This window comes from Filifactor villosus, from assembly GCF_042652965.1.
GTDB lineage: Bacteria > Bacillota > Clostridia > Peptostreptococcales > Filifactoraceae > Filifactor > Filifactor villosus.
Genome location: NZ_JBHSHL010000003.1, coordinates 149,069 through 174,703 on the forward strand (window position 1 = coordinate 149,069; position 25,635 = coordinate 174,703).

Annotated in this window: 18 protein-coding genes; 15 read left to right on the top strand and 3 right to left on the bottom strand. The window is 45.9% G+C overall.

Annotated elements, in window-relative coordinates; translation table 11 throughout:
- Positions 1-4: 4 nt before the first annotated feature.
- The 8 genes from ACFO4R_RS01115 (at position 5) to ACFO4R_RS01150 (ending at position 7,429) form a co-directional block, all read left to right on the top strand.
- The gene (locus ACFO4R_RS01115) at positions 5-184 is read left to right on the top strand and encodes a DUF6903 family protein (protein ID WP_379787117.1); all 180 of its coding nucleotides are present in this window, start codon (positions 5-7) and stop codon (positions 182-184) included.
- Positions 185-193: 9 nt separating this feature from the next.
- Positions 194-1,150 (top strand): N-acetylglucosamine kinase, encoded by a 957-nt coding sequence (locus ACFO4R_RS01120; protein ID WP_379787118.1) that lies wholly within the window; start codon positions 194-196, stop codon positions 1,148-1,150.
- Positions 1,151-1,159: 9 nt separating this feature from the next.
- Positions 1,160-2,275 (top strand): ABC transporter ATP-binding protein, encoded by a 1,116-nt coding sequence (locus ACFO4R_RS01125; protein ID WP_379787119.1) that lies wholly within the window; start codon positions 1,160-1,162, stop codon positions 2,273-2,275.
- Entirely contained in the window at positions 2,272-3,201 is a 930-nt protein-coding gene (locus ACFO4R_RS01130; protein WP_379787120.1) for a hexose kinase, read from the top strand. The genes ACFO4R_RS01125 and ACFO4R_RS01130 overlap by 4 nt, the downstream gene beginning before the upstream one ends.
- Position 3,202: 1 nt before the next feature.
- On the top strand, positions 3,203-4,183 hold the full coding sequence (lacD, locus tag ACFO4R_RS01135; protein WP_379787121.1) for a tagatose-bisphosphate aldolase: 981 nt from the start codon (positions 3,203-3,205) through the stop codon (positions 4,181-4,183).
- A 1-nt stretch (position 4,184) separates the two neighbouring features.
- Entirely contained in the window at positions 4,185-5,300 is a 1,116-nt protein-coding gene (locus ACFO4R_RS01140) for an SIS domain-containing protein (protein WP_379787122.1), read from the top strand.
- A gap of 67 nt (positions 5,301-5,367) precedes the next feature.
- A complete protein-coding gene (gene nagA / locus ACFO4R_RS01145; protein WP_379787123.1) occupies positions 5,368-6,483 on the top strand; it encodes an N-acetylglucosamine-6-phosphate deacetylase in 1,116 nt (371 codons plus the stop codon).
- Between the two features lie 478 nt (positions 6,484-6,961).
- Complete coding sequence (locus tag ACFO4R_RS01150) at positions 6,962-7,429, top strand: GNAT family N-acetyltransferase (protein WP_379787124.1); 468 nt, start codon at positions 6,962-6,964, stop codon at positions 7,427-7,429.
- Between the two features lie 1,204 nt (positions 7,430-8,633).
- Here ACFO4R_RS01150 and ACFO4R_RS01155 read toward each other — a convergent pair.
- The 3 genes from ACFO4R_RS01155 to ACFO4R_RS01165 all read right to left on the bottom strand — a co-directional run bounded on the left by ACFO4R_RS01155 (position 8,634) and on the right by ACFO4R_RS01165 (position 15,551).
- Positions 8,634-10,994: a stalk domain-containing protein gene (locus ACFO4R_RS01155; RefSeq protein WP_379787125.1), complete on the bottom strand. Its 2,361-nt coding sequence runs from the start codon at positions 10,992-10,994 to the stop codon at positions 8,634-8,636.
- A gap of 182 nt (positions 10,995-11,176) precedes the next feature.
- Positions 11,177-12,580: a copper amine oxidase N-terminal domain-containing protein gene (locus ACFO4R_RS01160; protein ID WP_379787127.1), complete on the bottom strand. Its 1,404-nt coding sequence runs from the start codon at positions 12,578-12,580 to the stop codon at positions 11,177-11,179.
- 628 nt (positions 12,581-13,208) lie between these two features.
- Entirely contained in the window at positions 13,209-15,551 is a 2,343-nt protein-coding gene (locus tag ACFO4R_RS01165) for a stalk domain-containing protein (protein ID WP_379787129.1), read from the bottom strand.
- Positions 15,552-16,648: 1,097 nt separating this feature from the next.
- On the opposite strand from ACFO4R_RS01165, the gene ACFO4R_RS01170 reads away from it, so the two are divergent.
- From ACFO4R_RS01170 to ACFO4R_RS01200, 7 genes are all read left to right on the top strand, one after another.
- Positions 16,649-18,418: a helix-turn-helix transcriptional regulator gene (locus ACFO4R_RS01170; protein ID WP_379787130.1), complete on the top strand. Its 1,770-nt coding sequence runs from the start codon at positions 16,649-16,651 to the stop codon at positions 18,416-18,418.
- Between the two features lie 364 nt (positions 18,419-18,782).
- Positions 18,783-19,388, top strand: a complete 606-nt coding sequence (locus ACFO4R_RS01175; RefSeq protein WP_379787131.1) for a CAP domain-containing protein — start codon at positions 18,783-18,785, stop codon at positions 19,386-19,388.
- 582 nt (positions 19,389-19,970) lie between these two features.
- Positions 19,971-20,129: a hypothetical protein gene (locus ACFO4R_RS01180; protein ID WP_379787132.1), complete on the top strand. Its 159-nt coding sequence runs from the start codon at positions 19,971-19,973 to the stop codon at positions 20,127-20,129.
- A gap of 114 nt (positions 20,130-20,243) precedes the next feature.
- Positions 20,244-21,407, top strand: coding sequence for an alanine dehydrogenase (locus tag ACFO4R_RS01185; RefSeq protein WP_379787134.1), 1,164 nt, complete (start codon positions 20,244-20,246; stop codon positions 21,405-21,407).
- Between the two features lie 18 nt (positions 21,408-21,425).
- Positions 21,426-22,529, top strand: coding sequence for a tyramine oxidase subunit B (locus ACFO4R_RS01190; protein ID WP_379787135.1), 1,104 nt, complete (start codon positions 21,426-21,428; stop codon positions 22,527-22,529).
- 44 nt (positions 22,530-22,573) lie between these two features.
- Positions 22,574-23,938 (top strand): sodium/glutamate symporter, encoded by a 1,365-nt coding sequence (locus ACFO4R_RS01195; RefSeq protein ID WP_379787136.1) that lies wholly within the window; start codon positions 22,574-22,576, stop codon positions 23,936-23,938.
- 148 nt (positions 23,939-24,086) lie between these two features.
- A complete protein-coding gene (locus ACFO4R_RS01200; protein ID WP_379787137.1) occupies positions 24,087-25,502 on the top strand; it encodes a sigma-54 interaction domain-containing protein in 1,416 nt (471 codons plus the stop codon).
- The last annotated feature ends 133 nt before the right edge of the window (positions 25,503-25,635 follow it).

Consider the following 25,635-nt stretch of genomic DNA (forward strand, 5'->3'; position numbering starts at 1 on the left):
GATTATGGATATATATGCAAAAAAGAAACGAAAGAGGATACTCATGGCACTGGCCTTCCTTGTGGGCGTTGCCTTGCAGGTCGCAGGACAGAGAAGAGAAGGCTATGAGGGTCTGCTGATCCAACTCCTATCCCTCGTCATCCTTCTTGTCGATCTGTATATATACAACAGACAGTATCGCTAGGAGGATGAAATGCGCTTTTTAGGAATAGATGGCGGAGGAACCAAGACGGCTTTTCTCCTTGCGGATGAGCATGGATGTGTCCTTGCAAGTGCCGAACGCGGGACCATTCATATTCGACAAGTCGACATCGCGGAGTTTGAAGCCAGAATCCGTTCGGGGTTGGAAGAACTTTCGAGACAAACGGGAGAAGAAGTAAGACCCGATAACAGCTTTATCGCCATTCCCGGATACGGGGAGTTTCAGGAGGAGATATCCGGCTTCGAGGCCGTCCTCAAGAGGATCTTCGGCTCCTGCCCTTTTCAAATGGGAAACGACAGTGTGGCAGGCTGGGCGGCAATGGGTACAAGACCGGGAGTCAACCTTGTGATGGGTACGGGCTCGATCGCTTACGGCAGAGACGCAAAGGGAAACGAGGCCAGGACGGGCGGTTGGGGCCCCTTTTGCGGGGATGAGGGCTCGGCCTACTGGCTGGGCAAAAAGACCATAGAAATTTTTTCCAAGCAATCCGACGGCCGTCTTCCCGCAGGAGAACTCCATCGTATTGTCAGAGAGGAACTCAAGTTGGGCAATGACTTCGACATCATCGACTATGTAACCTTGGAACTCGGTGGTGACCGCACTGCGATTGCAGCCCTGTCCATCCTGCTCTATCGGGCGGCGGAGGCGGGAGATGAGGATGCAATCGCTTCTTATGCACAGGCCGCAAAGGAAGGGGCGGCTGCCGTGCGTGCCGTTGTTCGGAAGTTGGAGTTTTGCGAAGGAGAGAGTGTTTATGTCGGCTGTTCGGGGGGAGTTTTTCGAGCGGGAAGATGGGTAACGGAGCCTTTGAGAGAATATTTGTCAGATCTTTCGGGTATAAGGTTTAGAGATGCACGGATGAGCCCTGCCAAAGGAGCGGCGCTGATGGCGTGCAGGCAGCATGGAATCGAGATCACACGGGAAGTTCTTGAAGAATGGGAGAGATAGGAGAATATAATGGCAAGTGTGAGTTTTGAACAAGTATACAAGATTTATGACGGCGGTGTGGAGGCGGTCAAAGACTTCAACCTCGAGATTGCCGATAAAGAATTTGTGGTTTTTGTAGGACCCTCCGGCTGCGGAAAATCGACCACCCTTCGTATGGTAGCCGGCTTAGAGAGTATCAGCAGGGGCAGGATCAGTATCGACGGGCTCGTCGTCAACGATATGGAGCCTAAGGACAGGGATATTGCCATGGTGTTTCAGAACTATGCCCTGTATCCGCATATGACGGTCAGGGACAATATGAGCTATGCCCTTCGTTTGAAGAAGACGCCTCAGGCGGAGATCGACAAAAAAGTCAAGGAGGCGGCACAGATTCTCGGACTGGAAGAATACCTGGACAGAAAGCCCAAGGCGCTTTCGGGAGGACAGCGACAAAGGGTCGCGCTCGGTCGTGCCATCGTAAGACATCCCAAGGTATTTTTGATGGATGAGCCTTTGTCCAACTTGGATGCGAAGCTGAGGGTACAGACGAGATCGGAGATCATCAAGCTCCACGAAAAGTTGGAGACGACCTTTATCTATGTAACCCACGATCAGACTGAGGCGATGACGATGGGAGATCGTATTGTCATTATGAAAGACGGTGTCATCCAACAGGTCGATACCCCTCACAACGTCTACTTCTATCCCGCCAATATGTTCGTAGCCGGCTTTATCGGTTCTCCGCAGATGAACCTTGTCGATGTGAAGGTAAGCAAAAAAGGAGGCTCTTATACCGTGGACTTTTTGGGATATGAGCTGGCTCTTCCTCAAGAGAAGGGAGAGCTGTTGGAGAAGAGGGGTAAACTCAACCGAACCGTGGTAATGGGGGTTCGTCCCGAACATATGTACGATATGCACCGTAAGACGGGTTTGAAGATAGAAGGAAGGGTGGACCTTGTGGAAATGTCGGGATCGGAGAAGTTTCTTCATCTCGAACTTGCAGGTACCCCTCTTGTTGCAAAGGTGGCATCGGACAATCCGATTCGGGGCAAGGAAGACATCAGCCTGTATCTCGATGAGGACAAACTCCACTTCTTCGACAAGGAGAGCAAGAACAACCTTATGCTCGGGGAGAACTCGCTATGATCCTGACGATTACGCCCAATCCGTCGCTCGACATCTCCTATGTGTTGGAGGACTTTGTCCTCGATGACATCAATCGGGTCAGGAAGGTCGGCAAGACTGCGGGAGGTAAGGGACTCAACGTTGCAAGGGTCGCACGTCTTCTCGGAGCCGAGGTGGTCGCCACAGGCTTTTTGGGGGGACGATTGGGAGAATGGATGGTTGAGGATCTTGAGAGAAGCGGGATCAAACCCCTCTTTGCCAAGACGGACGGGGAGGTGCGTAATTGTATCTCCATCCTTCATCGAGGCAAGCAGACCGAAATTTTGGAAGAGGGACCTTGTTTGAGTAGGAAGGACGAGGAAGCCTTCTTCGATCTTCTGGAAGGAATGGAGGAGAAACCGAGTCTTGTTACCATCTCCGGAAGCTTGCCGGCGGGCTTGGATATCGACTTCTATGCAAAGATAGTGCATTTTTTCAATGAGAAGGAAATTCGGGTTGTTGCGGACACTTCGGGAACAGCCTTTGCCGAGATGGTAAAATCCGACCTCCTACCCTATGCGATTAAGCCCAACCAAAAGGAGCTGGAGGGATTTCTCGGCAGAAAGTATGATTTGGAAGAACTGCCCGACCTTATGGAAAAACCTCCGTTTTGCAAGATACCCATCCTCCTTTTGTCTCTTGGAGAAAGAGGAGCTCTGGCACGGCGAGAAGGAAGGTGGTATCGAATCACAATCCCGACCGTTGTTCCCGTCAATCCCGTGGGTTCGGGAGATGCGACCGTTGCGGGACTTGCCTATTCTCTTGAGAGAAACCTCGAAACGGAGGAAGGGTTTAAGACGGCGATGGCGTGCGGAGTGCTCAATGCCTTGGAGCAGGCTACCGGAATGATAGATAAGACGAAGTTTGACGATATATACAGGAAAATTGTTGTAAAAGAATGGAGATAAGATGAAAACAATCAGTGAAAAAAAGAGAAGACATTTGGAGAGTTTATCCAATGAGCACGGAGTAATCGCCGCTCTGGCGATTGACCAGAGAGGCTCTATTATGAAGATGATGGGTAAGTATAAGAGCGGGTTGGCAAACGAGAAGGCAATCGAAGAATTCAAGTGCCTCGTATCGGAAAAACTTACCCCCTATGCGAGTTCCATCCTCCTCGATCCTGAATACGGGCTTCCGGCATCGAAGGTCAGACATGAGAAGGCGGGTCTCATCCTCGCCTATGAGAAGACGGGTTATGATGCGAACCAAGTCGGCAGACTGCCTGATCTTTTGGAGAATTGGTCGGCAGGCCGTCTGGCAAGAGAAGGAGCCGATGCCATAAAGATCCTGCTTTACTACGATGTCGATGAGGGAGAGGAGATCAACGATATCAAACACGCCTTTGTCGAAAGGGTGGGAGATGAGTGCCGTGCACTTGAGATTCCTTACTTCCTTGAGATCGTAAGCTACGATGCAAAGATAGAGGATGTCAAGTCCAAGGAGTATGCGAAGATCAAGCCGCATAAGGTGATTGAGGCGATGAAGGTCTTTTCGCAAGAGCATTACCGCGTCGATGTACTCAAGGTGGAAGTACCCGTCAATATGGACTATGTGGAAGGATACGGGCAGGATGTTCTGCACAGCAAACACGAAGCGCTCGCCTACTTCAAGCAGCAGTCCGAGGCGACACGGCTGCCCTTTATCTTCCTCAGTGCGGGAGTATCGGCGGAGCTCTTCCGCAAGACCCTTTACTTTGCAAAAGAAGCCGGCTCCACCTTCAACGGAGTCCTCTGCGGACGTGCGACATGGAAGGACGGAGTGGAGCCTTATACGAAGGGAGTCGAAGAAGCCAACGGATGGTTGGAAGAACAGGGAAGAGAGAACATGGAAGAGCTCAATGCCGCATTGAACGATACGGCAACTTCTTGGAAAGAAAGGTTGAGTTAAGATGGAAAAATCCTATGTAACCTTGAAAGAAATCGCACAGCAGGGCGAAATGTGGCTTAACACCTTGGGAAGGATCGAAGAAAAACGCAAAGAGATCGATGCTTTTTTGGAAGAGATCAAAACGAAACACGGGAACATTCGCGTTGTCTTTACGGGAGCGGGTACATCCAACTATGTCGGGGATGTCGTCCAACCCTACTTGAGAGAGAAGCAGGCTCACGGCTTTGAATACGAATCAATACCGACAACCGATCTCGTGTCCTCCCCTTATGAATATATCCAAAACCGCCCGACTCTGCTCGTGTCCTTTGCAAGATCGGGCAACTCGCCCGAGTCCGTCGCTGCGGTCGCCCTCTATGAAGACCTTGTCGACGACCTGTATCAGATCGTCATTACCTGTGCGGAGGAGGGACAGCTTGCCCGCCACGCGCGTGAGGGAGCAAACACTCTTTTGCTTCTTCTCGACGAGAGGACTAATGACAGGGGCTTTGCAATGACAAGCTCTTTTACCTCCATGACCTTGGCGACGCTTCTACTCTTTGACGAAACAACCTCGGAGCAAAAGAGGGCCTACGTCGAAGAGATCGTCGCCATGGGAGAGTATGTCAAGGAAGAATCGGAACAGTTCCGGGAGCTGGTGGAAGAAGGTTTCAAAAGGGTCGTGTATCTCGGCTCGGGAGTCTTGAGTAAACTTGCAAGAGAGGCCCAGCTTAAAATCCTCGAACTTACGGGAGGAAAGATAGCGACCTGTTTCGACTCATCCATGGGATTCAGGCACGGACCCAAATCCTTTGTGGACTCACAGACCTTGGTCGTGGACTTTGTTTCGAATAACGCCTATACAAGACTCTACGACGTCGATATCATCACGGAGCTCAAGTCGGACGGAATCGCAAAACTCGTTTATCCCGTATCGACGGACAGAGAGCTGGACGGCTTTGTATTTCGTAGGGGAGAAGTGGTGCCCGATGCCTATCTGTCGCTTCCCTTCGTGATGATCGCACAGTATATCTCCACCTATGCGGCAATGCACCTTGATAACGATGTGGACAATCCCTCGGCGAGCGGGACCGTGAATCGGGTAGTAAAGGGAGTTGTGATTCATCCCTACAAGTAGTTGCGGGTTTGTAGGAGAAGAGGACGGGACCGAACGACAAAGAAATTTGGTATAAAGGAGAGGATGTATGAAGATAATCAACGGCAGAGTATTCGGAGCGGACGGCTACTTTGAAGACAGAGAACTCTATATTGAGGAGGGGAGGTTTGTCTCCCGAACAAGGGAAGGGGAAGTGATCGATGCACAGGGAGCCTATGTTGTTCCGGGCTTTACCGATGTTCACTTTCACGGCTGTATGGGAATCGACGTCTGTGACGCCAACAAGGACGATCTGAAAAAGATCGCTCTCTTTCAGGCACAAAACGGCGTAACTCAGATTATCCCTGCAACCATGACCCTGTCGAAGGATAGGCTGAGAACCGTCTTTCGAAAGATAGGTGAGACCGAAGTCTCGGAAGGTGCGATGTTTATGGGGGTCCATATGGAAGGTCCCTTTGTGTCCAAGGACAAACTCGGTGCACAGAATCCCGCCTATGTTGCCGAGCCCGACCTCGAGTTTTTTGAAGAATTGCAGGAGCTTGCCAAGGGAAGGATAAAGATCATATCTTTAGCGCCCGAAACCGAGGGAGCGATGGATTTTATCTCCAAGGTGGCGGATAGGGTCACTGTTTCGCTGGCACATACGGTCTCGGATTACGAAACGGCAATGCAGGCGTTCAAGAACGGAGCAAGGCAGGTGACTCACATCTATAACGCCATGCCCGCATTTACTCACAGAGCCCCCGGAGTGATCGGGGCGGCATTTGACAACGAGGGAGTGCGGGCAGAGATCATCTGTGACGGGGTGCATATTCATCCGACGGTTATTCGTGCGACATTCAAGATGTTCGGTAGGGATCGGATGATACTGATCTCCGACTCCATGAGGGCGACGGGGCTCGGTGACGGAGAGTACGACCTCGGAGGACAGAAGGTTGTCGTTTGCGGAAGATGTGCCGAGATTCCGGGAGTATCGATCGCCGGCAGCGTTACACGTTTGTTTGACTGTTTTCGCTATGCGGTCAGCATAGGCATACCCTTAGAGGACGCCGTGCTTGCAGCGACGCACAACCCGGCGAAGAACGTCGGGATATGGGAGGAGGCGGGAGGCTTACAGGACGGACAGTGGGCCAACTTTCTTCTTCTCGATCAGGAATTGAACCTCAAAGAAGTCTATATCAAAGGTAAGAGGGTAGAACGATAGATTACGCAAGTAAACGATGAGAGTTCCGTTGTATGATCCGATCAAACTGTTATTTCCCGAAATGATAGAGCTGTCTGACATACCGATTTCCCAAGATGGGCTGTCCGACGGGACGGTTTTAAAAGGGAAACCGTATAGACAGGCAAAAGTCGATAACTGCGCAGTTCAATGGTTTATATTGCTCTCTGTTTGAAATCGCGGGTATGGAACAATATCACCAAAAAACAATTTGGAGAATGATATGCTTCAAAGCATTCAAATTTTAATAGATAATGGTATCAAGAAAACACCGCATAATTCGGAAAAGTAGGAGAAAATCAGTTTTTCTTAAACAAACACGTTTCTGAATCCCTTCATTATTAAGGATTTTCTATATTTCGAAAACAAGGGGAAAATCATTTTGTGTTTCCGTGCGGTACTTCTTGAAATGATTTGACGGATACAAGAAAACGATGAACAGTGAATGGAGGAGAAGCGGATGGAATTCAGATATGCACAAAGAGAAGATACGTCATTGGTCTTGGAGTTTATAAGGGAGCTGGCCGCTTATGAAGAACTCTTGGATGAAGTTGTAGCGGACGAAAAAACCTTGGAGGAATGGATCTTTGATAAGCAGAAGGCGGAAGTGATCTTTTTGTTGGAGGGAGATAAGGAAGTCGGTTTTGCCTTGTTCTTCCATAATTTTTCAACCTTTCTCGGTCGATCGGGAATATATTTGGAAGACCTCTATGTAAAGCCGGAATATCGTGGCAAGGGCTATGGAAAGGCCATTTTGAAAAAATTGGCAGCCATTGCAATGGAGCGAGGTTGCGGAAGGCTGGAGTGGTGGTGTCTGGATTGGAACAAGCCGAGTATTGACTTTTATCTGTCGCTGGGAGCCGAACCGATGTCGGATTGGACGGTATATCGAATTGCAGGAGATACCTTAAAAACACTTGCTGAGTAACTTTCTTCGGTTTGGGGGTAGGTAATACCGCATAAGACGAAAAATCAGAATAATATCAATTTTGTATAAAGGATGAAACTCTTGAAAATATAGATATGACAAACCTTTGAGTTTTATAAAATCGAAGAAAAATCGGACGGTTCCCTTTGTGTGCTGTTTCCCAAATGCTGTTATTTATTTTGAAGACTTGTCTTTTACAGGAAATAAAACAATTGTTTATGGTTACAAAATCGATATGACAACAGTTCTATCGGATTATAGTATGAGATGTCGATAAGCGAATATATCGTTATAGAACAACAACTTGGGAAACGGTATACAGTTCAAAGCATCCGATTTGTCAAGGGAATGATATCCAAAGGGCTGCCTTGATAAAAACAGTGAGGTGAATACTTCCAAGAACTTCATTTTTCGAACTGCGAAATTTTTCTGAAAACCACAGGAGCTTCTGCAAGACAAATCATCCTGAGAAGCTCCTGTGGTTTGTAGAGAAAGTTCCGGGTGTTCCCGTCGTTACTCCCTGAAAATGAAGGGATGTTCTAAGCTCCGTTCGAGATTGGGAGGAGACGCACGGTACTTTGCCGGGTATACAGCAGGCGAATTAAGCACGCAATCGGAACATATTTCACAAGAAGAGGAACGAGCCTCAGTCCAAGGTATTGGAATGTGCAATACCCCCTATGAGCCATGAGCATCAAACCTTGCTCGATCCCTTGAAGAAGGCGGTCTGTGGTGGAGTTCCAACCCCAAGAGTATCGATACTGTCTTGTTATAAGACGGGTACTTCGGCTACACAAGGCTTGATATTGCCGTTTGTATCTTATCATCTCCTTGAATTTTGTGATGAATATGTTCTGTTGTACACCTAACTCGCTGAATGACTTTTTAAATTCATGCCAATGAACAATTGATCCTGCAACCTTTGATAAAAATAGAGTGTACAGGGATATAAAAGAATATTTCCGTTGTTTTACAAGGTGCATAAACCCTTTTGACCGAATACTTTCAGAAATGTGTTTGTCCAAGAAACACGAAGTTCGGTCCATTTTTTGAGCTGTGCGGTGTTGCCTTAGATTACCGAGAAGTTCCACCGTTCTATTGTAGAAAAGGGACAGAACGTTCTTTCTCTTTGTTCTCCGAGATCTTCTGTTGATGATCTTTAACAAGGACTACTGTTGTCAGAAAGACTTTGATTGTGGAGGAATTATTTTACAGCGTAGTCTCTTCTTACCATAAGGAAAAGCTTGTGTCCTCCCGCATGATGGTTCAGGTTGGCAGGTGTTTGATCATCCACATCGAAGGTGATCGGTTCCCAATCATTTTCTTCCGCCCATTTCTTTGCGTAGTCCGCATCCGATTGGCCAGGGCCTTTTTCATGTTCAGAGGTATCCAAGATCATGATCTCGTAGATAGGAGGTCGTTTGCTCGAGTCTCTTGATGCCTTGTACAAGTACAGGATGTGTCCGCCTGCCTCGTTGTTCAGGTTAAAGGCTCCTTTCTTTTTCAGGTAATAGTTTTTACCCTTCGGATTTGAGCTTTGTTGATCGGGTTTTATTGCCAGCTCATAGTTCGATCTTAGGATGCCTTGGTGACGGAAGGTCTGGACGTAAGGAGGATCATAGCCTCCGTCTTCGGTCGCAAAGATAAGAATATCGGTGATTGCAAAGTCCGGAACCTTCGTCGTTGATATTCCGAGGTAGCAGAAATCTCCTCCCGCATGGTGGTTTACATGGGGGGACAGAACTGTACGATCGGCTCCCTTTGCTTCTTCTCGAGCTTTTCTTTCATTGGAATTCATACCGATATAGATATTTCTCACGTATTCTCTTGAGATTGGAATGTTTTTGGGAAGTTTCGCTTTTGCTTCATTTACGCGTCTGGAAACCTCGCTTTCGATCGCCTTCTTACGATTCCCGTCATCACAGAGTTCCCAAATAGGAATGATGGGTTCCGCATCCGCTACCCTACTGAAAGCGACCATATTAGAGTTTTCATCGGTGAGACTTTGTTCCCATTCCCTACGTTCTTGCGTATTCTTTCGGAATTGTTCCGGCCCCAGAGTGCCTTTATGACCGGTAATTCTGATCGTCTGTTGCGTTTTATCTTTAAACTTCTTGTATTGTTTTTCCACATCGACAGAGGTCTCTGCGCTACCTCCGGCAATAATAAATTCGGCACTGGCTTTTACTTTGGCTCCGAAATCCTCCTTGCCTTTTACCGCGGAGTGTTCTGTTTTGATACTGTAGTCTGCACGGCCGCCATTGATCAGTCCGGCAAGAACAAAGCTGCCATAGGTGTCTATCAGTCTGTCGACAGGATAGTTTCTGTCGTTGATATCTCTCTTCGCATCGGGAAGCAGAAACGCCTTGTATCTTCCATAACCTTCCTGTGAAGTCCAGAGGGAGGGGATGTAGATATCGTTACGTGCATTCATATAGGAGAAGGTAGCAAAATAGTGGTGAGTAGTGTTCTCACGTTGTTTGCCGTAGTGGACATCGACGCTACCGCTGAAGAGGAGGTAGTGTCCCTTTGTCTTTACATCTACCTTCAAGTTGTTGCTATACTCTTCCAAAGATTCGGCAATATTGATGTCTTCCATAAAGTTTCCGACCCATTGTTTTTCGATAAAGTGATGTTTTTGTAGCAAATCCAAATCCAAGACGGCTTTCTTCGGATTTGCTTCTCCATATACTCCGCCAATCGTGTCATAACCCTTTCCAAGATTGTTGACAACGGGAAGTTTGTAGAATTCATCGGAGATGGTATTGCTGCCCTTCCTGTGTGAAGTCATCCAACCGGGCAATTTACTCGGATTATCTTGTTTATTTTCCTGTTCCTGCTCTTTTTTTCTTTGCTCTTCCTCTTTTTTTCGGTCTTCTTCTTCCTTTTTCGCTATTCTTTGTTTCTCCTTTTGATTTGCCTGTTCAGCTTCCTCTTGTGCCTGTTTTGCTTTTTCTTCCAGGCGTCTGATCTCCTCTTTTATCTTGTCTTGCTCTTCCTTTTTAGTCTGATCGCGTTTCATCTTTTCGATCTCTTCCTTCATCTTTTTGATCTCGTCCTCTTCGTCTGAGGCGGATACAAGACCTTTGGAGATGGTGATGCCTGAGGTCGCGGCATCCCAAACGACATCGCAGCCCAGGTTTTCCGCAACGAAACGCAGAGGCAACATCGTTCTGCCGTTTATGGTAAGAGGTTTCACTCCGGGGTCGGAAGGATCGATATATACGGTAGATCCGTTGATCGTTGCCCGGTTTTTTCCGATCCACAGCTCCATGGTCTTGCCTTCGGCAAGGACGGTGACCTTTTGTGCGTTGTTATCCCACTTTGTTTCAATTCCAAGAGGGCCCGTCACATAGGCGACTGGGAGAAAAGCGCGTTCTGCGATTTCTGTGGGGCCTACATCCATAGAGGTGGAAACACCGTTGACGGTGTAGTTGTTGACGTTCATTCTGAACTTCATAACAACTTGGTCCGCACTCGGCGAGTCCGCCCACGCCGGCAGGGCGGATATCACCAGCGAGAACACGGTGATAAAGATAAGAAGTCTTTTGTAAAACTGTTTCATAGGGTCTTCCTCCTTTTGGGTTAAGAGTGTATTTGCTTTGTACTGTTTTTCAGTGGTCATATTGTATGGAGCAACACCGCACAAGGGTAGGAGATGTTTTTTCCGGAAACGGGTTTTATACCTTCAAATCATGCGGTGTTGCTCCGGGTGTATATCTATATGGAAGGATAAAGTATTATAAGTTAGTTTGCGTTGAAGTTCTTCTTCATCATCATAAACAGTTTGGCTCCCTTATTGCCGTAGTTTAAGTTTGCCGGGGTATCGGTGCCCAGAAAGTTTACGGTTTCGAAGTTGTGTTCGTATGCCCATTCTTCCGCTTTTTTTGCAGCCTCTTCTTCCGTTGCACCCTCAATCTCTTCAATCGATATCTCGTAGATAGGCGCCTTCTTTTCATCGCTATCGAAGCAAGCGTACATGTAGAGGGCGTCTCCTCCTGCCTCGTAGTTCAAGTTACACTCTTCAGCTACATAAACATGTCCCGGTTGCTTCGCTCTTCGAACAAGGACATAGGGATGTTTTGATCCGTTATGCAAAAAATTGCCCTCTTTGGCAGCCTTGTGAGCTGCGTCGGAAGGCTTCAGTATGAACAGGTCTGTCAAAGAGCCTTTGTGTTCTGAAACTTTTCCCCATCTTATGCCGAAATAGTAGGGCTTTCCTTCCGTTCCCTTGTTTACTTGAGGCAGCTGGATCTCTCTGCCGTTAAGTGTCGCCTCTTCTTGGTCAAAGCCGTGATTGATTTGAACCATATATTTCTTTTGTTTTACAGCATCTTTCTGTTGCTGTTCGGATCTTTTGGCTTTTCGTTCCGCGTCTTTCTTAGCTTTTTCCAGCTCTTCCTTTTCTTTCTGAGCCTGTTCTTCTTCTTTTTTCTTCTGTTCCTGTTCCAATTTTTCTTTTTCCTCTTTCAGCTTTTCCAGCTCTGATTTTTCTTTTCCCGAGGAAGGCTCCGGTGAAGTTGTCGAAGAGGTTCCGGAAGAAGTGATACTGGTTACGGTGATCCCTTGAGTTGCCGCATTCCACTTGACCTCACAGCCGAGGCTCTCCGCGACGAAACGAAGAGGGAGCATGGTCCTTCCGTTCATGGTGATCGGTTTTACGCTACTGTTACCGGGGTCGATCGCTCTGCTCATACCGTTGATCTTAGCGGTAGGGTTTCCAATCCAGAGTTCGAGCAGGGTCCCGTTCAGGGAGATGGTGACTTTTTGGGTCGGGGCATCCCATTTGATTTCTGCACCCAAGGGTCCCGCGACGTAGACGACGGGGAGCAGAGTTCTCTCGTTGCGTGTTACGGGAGCGGCATCCATGGTGGTCGGGGCTCCGTTTACGGTATAGGACTTTTGGTTCAGTACAAACTGCATTATCATAGATACGGCTTCTTCTTTCGGAACCGGTGTTTTATCGGGAGTAGCCGATTCGGTTTCTTCGGATCCCGTCTTCGTAAAATCTCTAATAAATTTGTTGCCTGAATAATCGGTGTTTAAAGCGTCTCTATTTATGTTTATTGCATGGACGGGCGAAGCAAAGGTTGATACTGCCAACAGCAGGGCCGTCGCTGTGGATGTGAGCTTTTTGTGTAAAGATTTCATTGTTGTGCCTCCTATTTTTTGTTTGGATTATACTTGATCTACTCTTATATGTGAAATAAATTTGTTTGAATGTCTCTCTTTGAGCTGTATCCTATTTTCCGTGTTAAAGGATCTGTCGGATGGATCTTTTCCGGCCAATCGGGTATCGAAGATGTATATTCCATCCCGGAAAACAGTTCGTTCCGCTAAGCAGGAAGTAGCCATATACATTAGGGTTTCCGTTTGTAATTCCGCACGATATGCTTCATATCCTCTTATCATTTGAGTTATCTATTAGAATTGACAGGTTGGATGCTTGAAAGCATAGAATCATCCGAATTGTTTTCAGCAATTGCATCAGGTATTTCAAACAATAGTATTAAGAGCGTATATAGTTCATATTTATAGGAAGTTCCGCTGCATAACGATATTATTGTGAAAACATGGCCGAAACCGAGCTGTAGCGAGGACGGCTCCGGCCTGTTTTCAAGAAAGAAAGGATGGTGTTATGCGTATTTAAACGTTCTATATAATAAACGGTTTTTTCGATGAATATCGGTTACCCTTTCAACTGCTTTGTTTGATAACACTCCTTCTGCGAGCAATCCGGTGTCCCATCTTTCTGGATAATTATGGTGTATAGGCGTGTTTATCTTTCACGTCTCATAACCAGGTATAGGGCGGGAGCATCGGTGTATTTTCCGTTGCTTTCATTTACAACACCTTCATTCAGATTGGCCCACATATTGCTGCCTGCATAGCGAACGACTTCCCATCCGGGGAACTTCTCGTTGGGACCGCCGTTTTCATCCTGGATGCAGAGAGCCAATTCTTTGATTGGAGGTCTGCCCGTATCGGTTGTCCACATCAGATAGAGGTATTCTCCCTTTGCGTTGGTATTCAAGTCCATACCTAAGAGTTGCCAATGTGCGTCACCATAGTGATTATAGTTTAGATACCGATTGCTTGTACTGCTGTTTCCCTGATAGATACAGATATCGCTGATAGGATAAAGGTCTATTTGGACAGAAGATGGAAGTCTATAGTTTTTAGAGAGTTGCCCATACCATCCCAGTCCCAGGACGATATAATCCCGATCATCTCGGGTTGCCCCGTAGTTCAGGTCTGCAGTTACCGAGCCTTGATTAGGATCTTTCGGGTCGGTGGTCAGGAGTTTCCAGGTACAGAAATTATACTTTGGAGTTCCGTTGTCACTCTTTGAAGTTACCCTTTCGATCGCATCTTCCATGCCCTCGTTGCCGCGTCCCAGACGAATTCCGTAGAGGTAGTTCTTCGGTTGGGCTTTGGAGCCCGGAATTTTTCTCTCTATTTCTCCTGCGATCTTGTCAAATTCGGCCTTGATCTGATTGCGACGCTGTTCGGTATCGGCAAACATCCAAATCGGGATCAGAGGCTGTGGAGTTGTGTTGCTGAATCCGATCATAGTCGGGCGGCTCTCGATGTTCTTTTCCCAGTCGGTCAACTTATTGCTGCCTTCCAAAAAGTCTCTCAAGAAGACGGTATGGTTATTGCCCACGATGCGGATGCCGATTCTGGACTTGGAAGCGAAGTTCTTGTAAGCGGTGGATTTTTTGTACTCATTTTCAGCATCTACAGAGCCGACGATCGCATCGTATCCCGCCTTTACCTTGAGGGCGAAGTCGTCCTTGCCGTACACGGTACTGCTCTCGGTGGATACGTTGATATCGGCACGTCCACCCGTCTTAAGCCCCATCAGGACATAGTGCCCGTAACTGCTGAAAAGTTGATGAACAGGAGCTTCGTTGATCGCCTTTTTCGCATCGGGATTCAAAAACTGTGCAAATGAAGCGTTCATCAATTCGGCAGGAATATAGAAGTCATACAGGGATCTCGAGTACATATGGGTCGCATGGTATCGGCTTTCACTCTCTCCCCTTGTTTCTCCGAAGTTGACCTCGGCACTTCCCGAGAAGCCCATATAACTTCCGCTGACCTTTGTTCGATTGGACATCTCCGTGCAGTATTCTTTCAGGGATTCGGCGATGATCGTGTCGTGTTTGATGTCGGAGCCCAGATACTTCCCTTGGATCCAGTTATACTCAAGAAGCTTGTTGAAGTCGAGAACGGGATGTTTGGTAGAGGCGACCGCACCGAATTCACCGAAGATATCATAGCCCTTACCCAGGTTTTTAGCGTTATAGAAGCCCGGTTTTTGCATATCCGCCTCTGCCAATGTATCTACGGTCTTTGTTCTGGACAGTTCTCTCTTTTTCTGTTCTTCCTGCTCTTTTTTTCTTTGCTCTTCCTCTTTTTTTCGGTCTTCTTCTTCCTTTTTCGCTATTCTTTGTTTCTCCTTTTGATTTGCCTGTTCAGCTTCCTCTTGTGCCTGTTTTGCTTTTTCTTCCAGGCGTCTGATCTCCTCTTTTATCTTGTCTTGCTCTTCCTTTTTAGTCTGATCGCGTTTCATCTTTTCGATCTCTTCCTTCATCTTTTTGATCTCGTCCTCTTCGTCTGAGGCGGATACAAGACCTTTGGAAATGGTGATGCCTGAGGTCGCGGCATCCCAAACGACATCGCAGCCCAGGTTTTCCGCAACGAAACGCAGAGGCAACATCGTTCTGCCGTTTATGGTAAGAGGTTTCACTCCGGGGTCGGAAGGATCGATATACACGGTAGATCCGTTGATCGTTGCCCGGTTTTTTCCGATCCACAGCTCCATGGTCTTGCCTTCGGCAAGGACGGTGACCTTTTGTGCGTTGTTATCCCACTTTGTTTCAATTCCAAGAGGGCCCGTCACATAGGCGACCGGGAGAAAAGCGCGTTCTGCGATTTCTGTGGGGCCTACATCCATAGAGGTGGAAACACCGTTGACGGTGTAGTTGTTGACGTTCATCCTGAACTTCATAACAACTTGGTCCGCACTCGGCGAGTCCGCCCACGCCGGCAGGGCGGATATCACCAGTGAGAACACGGTGATAAAGATAAGAAGTCTTTTGTAAAACTGTTTCATAGGATTTTCCTCCTTTTGGGTGGTATGGTTTTGTATGATATTCTAAGTTGTAAGGTTGGATGAAGAAATATCGCACAAAGGCAAAATCCGGATTTCTGCATGAGATTACAGTATAAGTAAAGATCGTCTGAAACCAACATCTTCAATAAATACATCCTTCTATGAAGTCGATTTCACGCTGAGGTTCGGATCGTTTGCTGTTTTCATGACAATTTGTATGACTGAAACTCATTTCTTACGGGATTATTTCCGCTTACATGAACAAAGCAAGGGATCTACATATAAGTGGAAGGCTACCGTTGTGAAATGTTTCTTCATCTCTGTTATAATGAAAGGATCTTTAGTTTAATCAAAATCCTTCCGAGTAAAAACAATATTTGTATAGAATATTCACTCGATGTAACTCTCCCCTTCGTCTACGATAACGAACTGTGGTGGGCAGATTTTGTTATCGTCTATGGTTTTTATATAGGGTCAAAACCATGTATGGTATTTGGGTGGATGAAAATAAGAATGCAGGTTTTTTGAGAGAGTTTGTTTTTTATTACGCAAAGCAAGATAAATATTTTATGATTGCACCTGAGGAACATAAAAAATTTTTGTGCGAAATAAAGAACGATAGGGAGTGAAAATTCAAAAAAATATTTTATTGTTTTCATAAAAATTCTCTCAAATATACCCCGTTTTGTATAGCTACCCTTTGGGGTAGGTAGGATAGATGTATTGGAAAAACAAGGGTACATCAGTGTTGTGTTTTTGTTACGTTTTTATTACACAAAACAAAGGTGTGCTGAGGGGAATTAGGGTTCATAAAAAAAGAGGGGGGTTTGTATCAATGAAAAAGAATATAGGACGGAAATCCGTACACTCTGCTTATTGAAAAAACGTCGGAATTGATATAAAATTAAGACAACTTTAGACAGGTTTTGAGAAGACGGAATATGTATAAGAGAATAAGACATCTAAAATTTGACGAGTGGTATCCGTGTGGATGCTACACGGTTCTCCGGAGGGGGAGGACGGATTGGAAAAAATAAGGATCTTCCGTTTTGTCAAGGATTTTTTGGGCAATCTGTCATAGAAGGAGATGGTAAAGTGTGAACAATAGAGAAGTCGACTTAAATGTGAATATTGATTTTGTAGGAAAATATGGTTCCATATTTCCAAAGCGGCTATCCGATGTACGGCTCTCAAGATGGTGTTATATGTTGATTTTTACACATGCCCCCTTGTTTGCCAATATGGGAGGAAACTTTTTTACGCAGGATCCGATGCTTTTGGGCTTGGATGCGGAATCGTGGATGAGGATATCCTATTGTCTGGGAGCGGCGTGGTTGATTGTTTTTGCGACAATGAAAAACATTCGAGTTTATGCGAGGTTGTTATCCTTGTGTGCGACCATATTCTTTTTTTCATGGGTGTTTGTGACAAACGGGGTGCTCGGAGTTTTGCTGGCTTCGGGATTTACGTTTTTTTATGGAGGCTGTGGCGGACTTGCCATCTTCCATTTTGTCTATATGTTGAATGATTCGGAGCGTTTTTTGGGTGCGACGGTCACCTCGCTGTTCTATACCGTCTTTCAGTTTGATTTTTCGCTCGGTCTGATTTCTTCTCTGTTCAATCGAACTTATATGATGGGCTTGGTGGTTGTGACCCTGGTGTGTATGTTCAACTACAAGAAGGAGGATTATACAGAACTTGATCTCGATGATACCGGACCGGCTTCGAAACTCAATGGGCAGGAGAGGGGAAGAGTATGGCTTACGTTTTATTTCTTTTTCGCCTACCATATTGTGGAGATGTTCTATACATACATGCAGGGAAATTCGGACCACGGTTTGATCTTGGTCAGTGGGATTGGCGGAGCCATTGTTATTATTACTACATTGTTTCTGTTTTTTTTCTCCCGATTTAATTTGTGGCATATGAGCAATCTGTTTTTTCTCACGATGTTTACATCGTACATCCTTCTTTTTTGGAAGGGGTCCGAGGCATGGTTGACGCTTTCGCGTGCGTTTCATGGAGGAGAGCAGATAGGTTTTATCGCCTCCTACTGTATGTTATGGGGGATATTGCAGACGAGGGTCGGATTTAAGAAGTTCAAGATCATAGTGGTCTGTACACTCAATGTCTTTTTCTTCGTCTATGCTTTTTTGGGCAAGGCGGTCGCCTCGAATTTGGAGGTCTTGCCTCTGTTGTCTTGTGTTCTGACTCTCTGTATGTTTATGATATTTCTCCTGCTTTCTCCTTCCTATGCCTATACGGTTTTTGACAGGAGTGAAGGAAAGAACTTGGAGGAGAAGGTCGGTGTTGTCGTACAGGATCTGAAGGCGAAGGAAGATATGTTTTCGCAAGAGGGAAATGGGATTCCTGTAGAGGGGGCTGATTTTCGCACACAAGGTGCAGAGGTTTGTGCAGACAGTCTTAGGGGAGAGGATGATATTTCTCCTGCACGGGAGCTCTACGGGTTCGTACAAGATACGGAAGTTCATCCCGTAAGTTTTGAAGAGGAAAAAGAGGTGTGTGAGGGCATCGCTCAGTTGGAATGTAAAGACGAAGTGGGTGTTTCTGTACACGAACAAAAGGCGGAAATCGTTGTCGATAAGGTAGAAACACAAAAAGAGATTGTTCCGCCGATGTCCAAGGAGGAGGTATGGAAGAAGGCGATGGATTTTTACAAACTGACGGAAAGGGAAAGACAGGTCTGTCATCTTCTTCTTACCGGATATTCTACAAAGGAGATCGCTGCAGAGCTTGATATTTCGGTAGATACAGTAAAGTTCCATGTCAAAAACATCTATAAGAAGATCGGTAACAGTGGAAAGGGTGCTTTGTTTGCCACTTTTAATAACTTTGGAGCAGTGTAGGAGTAGTCGTTTCTGTTTTTTGAGTGGAAGATGAAACAACTTTTGTTTAATACTATTTTTCAATAGAAGTGTGGATATATCTATTTTTCAATGACGAAAAACTATGTTGTCTTCTATAGCTCACAGATTGTTTATATCCACTATTCAAAAGAATAGTAGTATAAGAAATCTCTGATAGGGATAACCGGAATGGTAATTCAAACAATCAAGGCTCACGGAGGAGTTCAAACAAAGATATAAAAAAGATAGACGAGATACGAGTTCTTATAGCATGATGGGTTGGACACGAAGAGATTGAAGAACCTGATGATTTTGGGAACAAACTTGAATATACGAATTATCATGTAGAGTGAGGGAGGAGTTTATGAAGAAAAAAATTGCAATTGCACTGTCCTTGGTAACGGTTCTTAGCCTTGTACAGCTCACTTTTGCGCAGAGCAAGACACCGGTCAAAAACACACAGAATACTCAAACGACCCAAACAAAGCAGGGAGCACCTGCAAAGCCGAAAGAAGAAGTTTATTACATCAAGGACAAAAGCGGAAAGGATAAGGCGATAAAAGGGACGCTTACCGACATCACGGGAGAGATGCTTCCCATGATCAACAAGTTGAGAGAGCGAAACGGATTGTCAGAGCTGAAGGCGAGTGACAATAAGCAGGTTATCGATTTTACCAAGGCAAGATCGATCGAGTTGGCGGAACTGTTTTCGCACAGCAGACCCTATGAGGGGCCCAAACAGGCTACTTTGGTATCGTTAATGTCGGAGGAGAATAAGATCGGGGCGGTCGGCGAGAATATCGCCGCAGGATATACGACGGTCGAAAAGGCCTTTATCGGTTGGAGCAACTCAAAGGGACATAGGGAGAATATGCTGAGCAAAGACTTTAAGAAGGTCAGCATCTACCGCTTTGTAGCCTCAAGCAAGACCGAGTACGGAATGTATTATATACAGGTGTTTACGGATTGATGCCGGTATGACGGCACTCTGAAATTTACAATAATTCTGATAGCGATATAAACTCTTTCAGTTTATAACGTGGATAGAAACAAAGCTATATTATGACAATATCGCATAATTTAAAAAGTTATAGATTTCACTTTTATATCTTTTTTTCTGCTATTTATTAAGCTTCTGATATCAGAGGTTATATTTCGTAGAAGAGGAAACGAGTATTTGCAGTTTCGAATTCGATATAACAACTCTTCTGTCGGATTACTGCATTGAATAGGATAGCAGTGGCGCAGGACAGTAAAAGATGTGATGAAGGAAGGGCGAACTGCATTGAAAAGATGACAGCATCGTACCATCATTCGTTTGACCCCTTGGTATCAAGCCCTATTATTCTATGGGGATAAAACGAACTTTTTTGTTTTTTTGGCGTAGATCGCACTCCTATCGGAGAATAGTATCAGCAGGGATGATTGTTTATCAAGATCGTGGAATGTTATATCATTCAAATAAAAAAACGTTTATACAGAAAACCTGCCCGTTTTTGGTACACTTATCAAAAACGGGCAGGTTTTTTTGCATATTTGAGAGGAGAAAAAGATGGAAAGAAGGTTTGAAAAAATTTTGAGCTTTCTGTCGAACTTCTCTTCTACGGAATTTGGAAAAAAGGAAGAGAATTTGGCATACAACTTGCGTATATTTAAGGTGAATATGGAGGAGCTATATTCATATAAAACTGTTATTCTGTTAGATGTTTGAATTGTGATAGGCATACTTCTGATTCTATGATTGCGCTTGAAACGCTTTGCGCTTTTGTGAAGGTTGCCTTATCAGCATTTCAATCGAACAAAGTGTTGAGAAGGAGGATGGAACATGAAGTTTGGAGTATTAAAAGACACAAAAGAGGGGGAATACAGAGTCATTGCCACTCCTGCGGAAACAAGTATGATCTTAAGGGACGGGCACACGGTATACGTCCAGAAGGGAGCGGGAGAAGGATCCGGCTTTAAGGATGAAGACTACCTCAGAGAAGGTGCGATCCTTTTGGAGACAAGAGAAGAGATCTATAAAAAATCGGACTTTGTGGCGAAGGTGAAGGAGATTGAGGAAGAAGAGTTTCCCTTGTTAAGACAGGATCAAATCGTGTTTACCTGTATCCATCCGGCGGCACATCCCCAGGAAGTGCAGGCTCTTCTCAAGAGCGGCTGCATTGCGTTTACCGCAGAAGATTCTCACCGTTACGGCTCTCCGAACTGTGAGGCCGCAGGAAAACAGGGTGCCTTGATGGGGTTGGAATCTCTGCTTTCCATACATGGAGGCAAGGGAAAATTCGTAAACGGTCTTGGAGGCGCTCCGGGAGTCAAAGCCTTGGTTCTTGGAGGCGGTACAGTAGGAAGAGCAGCAGTATCGGTACTGCATGCTTTAGGTGCATGGGTGACGGTGATGGATATCAATATCGGAACCCTCAGAGAGATAGGAAGACAGTTTAACGAGGAGGTCAATACAGAGATATCGAACCGCTATAATATCGAGAAGATTCTTCCGGAGATTGATGTTGTATACAACTGTGTGAAATGGCCTAAGGAATCCAAGGAGTTTTTGATCAGCAGGGAAATGGTGGCATCAATGGAGAAGGGATCTGTCATTGTGGATATCAGCAACGATGTCGGAGCAATCGAAACCTTCCGTGAGACGACGCACAATAATCCGAGATATGTTGAGGAAGGTGTTGTACACTACTGTGTAAGCAATATCCCAAGTGCCATCTCGCAGTCGACTTCCATTGCTTATGCGGCATCGGTACTTCCGCATTTTCGACGTATCATGAACAAAGGTGTTGAACAGGCGTGTATTGAGGACGGTTTTTTGAGAAGAAGTCTTACTGTGTACAAGGGGAGATTGACACATGAGGAGACGAGTGCGCTCCAAGGTCTTCCTTGGATCAAACCCGAGGACGTCTTGAAGATCGCTGACTGTGAACTCGATGTTGCACCTCCGGCTACGGGAACGAGGTCAAATCATTTCCTCAAAGAATAGGAAGAGGAGGTCTATCTTATGGATGAAAGGTTTGAGTGCTTATTTTTGAACGAGACAGAGACGATGGAGTGCGGCTCCAAAGATATGAAGCGTTGCATCAAAGTTATGGAAGAGATGTTTGAGTTGATGGCGAGGGGAGACTATCTCATGGGATCTCCGAATCGCAATGCTCACGGGATCAAGATTTACTTTCCGAAAGAAAGCAGGTTCCCCAATATGCCCTTGAAAGGACCGGACAGAAGGTTCATGGCTCTGGTAGCCTATCTTGGGGGAAAGTTCAATATCTGCGGAGAAAAGTGGTATGGTTCCAATGTCAAAAACAAGGATAAAGGTCTGCCGAGATCGATTTTGACGGTTTTGCTCAACGATGCGGATACCGGAATCGTAAAGGCTCTAATGTCTGCGAACTCTCTTAGTGCAACTCGTACTGGAGCGGTTGCAGGAGTGGGGGCCAAGCATCTCTCCGACATCTCTGCCAAGACTGTGTCTGCGATAGGCTTGGGCGTGATCGGAAGGACCTGTCTGGATGCAGCCTTATATGCTCTTGGGACGGTGGAGGAGGTGTACCTCTTTGATATCGACAAGAAGGCTTGCGAGGTCTATGCACAGGAGTTGGAAAAAAGGTGGGGCATCTCGGTAAAGATAACCGAGGATGTCGAAGAAGCGGTAAGGAAGGGAGATGTCATAAATGTTGCGACATCGGGAGGAGATTCGCCCTACATAAGACAAGAATGGATAAGGAGGAGGGCTCTTCTCATCTTTGTGTCGGATGCCAATATCGAAGAGAGTATTATGACATCGTCAAACATCGTTGTGGATAATTGGAAGATGTATGAAGCCTATGCACAGGAACTTGAGAAGGAAGAAGGGAGTTTCGCCGACAATCTGAGCGGGATTTGCGGCTATCTGATGGACTTGGTGTGGGAAAAAAAGATACCGAGGTCGGATATCGTGGATATCAGCGAGGTCGTCTGCAATAAGAATAGGAGACACCTTTTTGAGAAGGACAGAACAGTATTCATCATGGACGGTATGCCTGTGGAGGATGTGGCTTGGGCTTATGAGGTCTATCAAAATGCATTGGAAAGAAACATCGGGACAAGATTGAATTTTTGGGGATAACATTGTCAGGATAGACAAACTGTTATTTAGAATAGGAGGATATCATGAGTGCAAAAGATTTTCTACTCGATTTTGCAATAGCATCGTTATTTATTATGGTGGGGCAGCTTATTCGGGCAAAGGTGAGCTTCGTCCAGAAGTTTTTTGTACCTGCAAGTATGATCGCGGGATTTATGGCCTTGGCTTTTGGAAGACAGGGACTTAATATCCTGCCTTTCTCCGAAGAGATAGGTTCCTATGCGGGAGTGCTGATCATCGTTATTTTCGCTGCTGTAGGGATTAACGGATTTTCGTTTTCAAAGGCGGATTTTAAATCCGAGATCAACCGGGTAGGATCGTATTTTTCTTACAAGGTATTGGCCCAAGTAATACAGTTCAGTTTGGCACCTCTGTTTTCTATTGTAGTAATATCGAAGTTGTTCCCGAAAATCAACTACGGTTTCGGTCTCTTGTTGGCAGCGGGTTTTACGGGAGGACACGGAACTGCCGCTGCAGTGGGATCGACCTTTGAAAAACTTGGGGATGTAGAGGCGATGGACATCGCCATGACCTGTGCTACGGTAGGGATTCTGTCAGGGATCTTCGGAGGACTCTTCTTTATCAAATTGGCGACGAAGAAGGGATGGACGAAGTATATCTCCGGTTTCCAGACGATCTCCGGAGACTTGAAAACGGGTCTGATCCCAAAGCAAAACAGAAAGTCGATGGGTGCTGAACCTATATCTTCCATGGTCTTGGATCCCTTGGCTTGGCATCTTGCGATCCTTCTGCTGGCATCGGGGGCAGGTATGCTTCTGAACAATTGGATCTTTGATGTAACGGGTTTGGATCTGCCAACATATTTGGTTTCCTTCCTGATCGCCATTGCTATGTTCCTAATTTTCAAAAAGGTGGGGGTAAGCGAGTATATCGATGAGAATGTAGTGAACAGGATCTCAGGAACATCGACGGATTATCTCGTGTTCTTCGGGATTGCTTCGATCAAGATCGCCGTCATTGTAAAATATGCAATACCTCTGTTGCTGCTGTTGTTATTCGGTATGATCATTGTGGTCCTGACCTTGATGTTCTTCGGTCCCGCAATGAACAGGGGAAGTTGGTTTGAACGGTCCATCTTCGTATTCGGATACTCCACGGGAGTCTTTGCCATCGGTTTCATCCTACTTAGGATTGTCGATCCGGAGAACTTGTCCAAGACTTTGAACGATACGGCCTTTGCAGCACCGTTTACCACTCCGATCGAGATGTTTGCCTGGTCGATGGGGCCTATGATGCTTTTGAACGGTGCACATTGGAAGTTTATCGGAATCTACCTCGTCATTATGGCGGCCTGTGTTATTGTAAATATCGTATTTAAGTGGTGGTGGCTGAAGCTTCCCTTGGACAGACCTGCGGAAGGGGAGATATAAGAGCTTGCTTTTATCTTCATAGTTTGATAGGATTTCTGTATACGGCTTAGGATCGATCTCGAAATACTGTGGAAAACGGCATACTCGGTTGCAACATAAGACCATTGCGTTCGCTATCGAATTGGTAGGATGAGAAAAGAGGGAATACATGGAACTGTGGGGTAAACTTTTTCAGGGCAAGGGATATATCGACGGCATAACGATAATCAATTTGGAGGGAGAAGTACTGTTTACTGCAAAGTTGAACCGAAAGTTGTCCGGACGTGAGGACTCATACCGCTGGGTCGGAAAAAAGTTTCTTGACATCTACGAGAATCTGAATCCACAGAACAGTACAATCATTAAGGCGATGGAGCTCGGGATGCCCATCTATATCGAAAATCAGGACATTAAAGTAAAGGGAGAGGATCAGATCCGTATTTCAGCCCTGTCCATCCCGATAAAAAGTGGCGGTAGGATCGTTGGAGCTATTGATCTGTCTGTGGAAGAAACGCAGGAGTCTTCATCGAAGAGGGTTGAAAAGATCAATCTGAACTGTGAAGACTTTCCTATCACCGGCTCCGGAAAGTTTCTCGCCCAAAACCGGGCCAACTTTACCATGGAGGACATTATTGCAAGGGATGAGAGGATGAAACTTGCAAAGGAATACATCCCCGTCGTCGCTTCCTGTGATCTTCCCGTGATGATATACGGAGAGACCGGAACAGGCAAGGAGGTCTTTGCTCAAGCAATCCATAATGCGAGTATCAGGGAGGATAAGCCGTTTATTGCCCAAAACTGTGCGGCGATTCCGGACACCCTTCTTGAAAGTGTTCTGTTCGGAACGTCTAAAGGGGCGTTTACCGGAGCAACGGATAACAAGGGACTGTTGGAATTGGCTGACGGAGGAACGCTGTTTCTCGATGAGTTGAACTCCATGCCTCTTTATCTTCAGTCCAAACTCTTGCGAGTTGTTCAGGACGGTTGTTTCAGGAGCTTGGGAGATGAGGAGTCAAAGAGTGTCGATGTCAGGATCATCACCTCGATGAACATAGATCCTCTGAGGGCGATAGAGGAGGGCAGGATAAGGAGGGATATCTATCACAGATTAAGCATGATGTCCATTGAGATACCTCCTCTTCGCAAGAGAAAAAAAGATATCGAACACTTTGTAAAGTATTATATCAACAAACACAACAAGACCTTTCAAAAGAACATACAGTATATATCGAAGGAGTTGCTCGACAGGCTGAAAGCTTATGATTGGCCGGGAAATGTAAGAGAACTGGAACATATCATCGTCTACGGAATGAGCGTGGTTCACAAGGACAGCAGTGTCCTGGAGTGGAAGGATGTCGAAGAGAGATTATCCTGTAACTGTTCGACCGAGTCTGTAGATGTTACAGGTGAGATTCGGATATCTTCTTTGAAGGAGATGGTCGAACAATATGAAAAGCATCTGATATGCCGAGCCTTACGAAAACAGGAATGGAATGTATCGGCAACGGCGAGGTTGCTCGATGTTCCGAGGCAGACCCTCCAGAGAGAAATGTATAAGTACGATATTTCCGCGGATGAGAGGTGAGTTTGTATAAGACGGGAGATATCGCATAGTAAAAAAGTATAAAACCGCAGATGGATCCGAACCTTAGATCCACTTGCGGTTTTGTTTTTTTTTAGAACACACCGCATAATTCCAAAAAACAGAAGAAATTCAT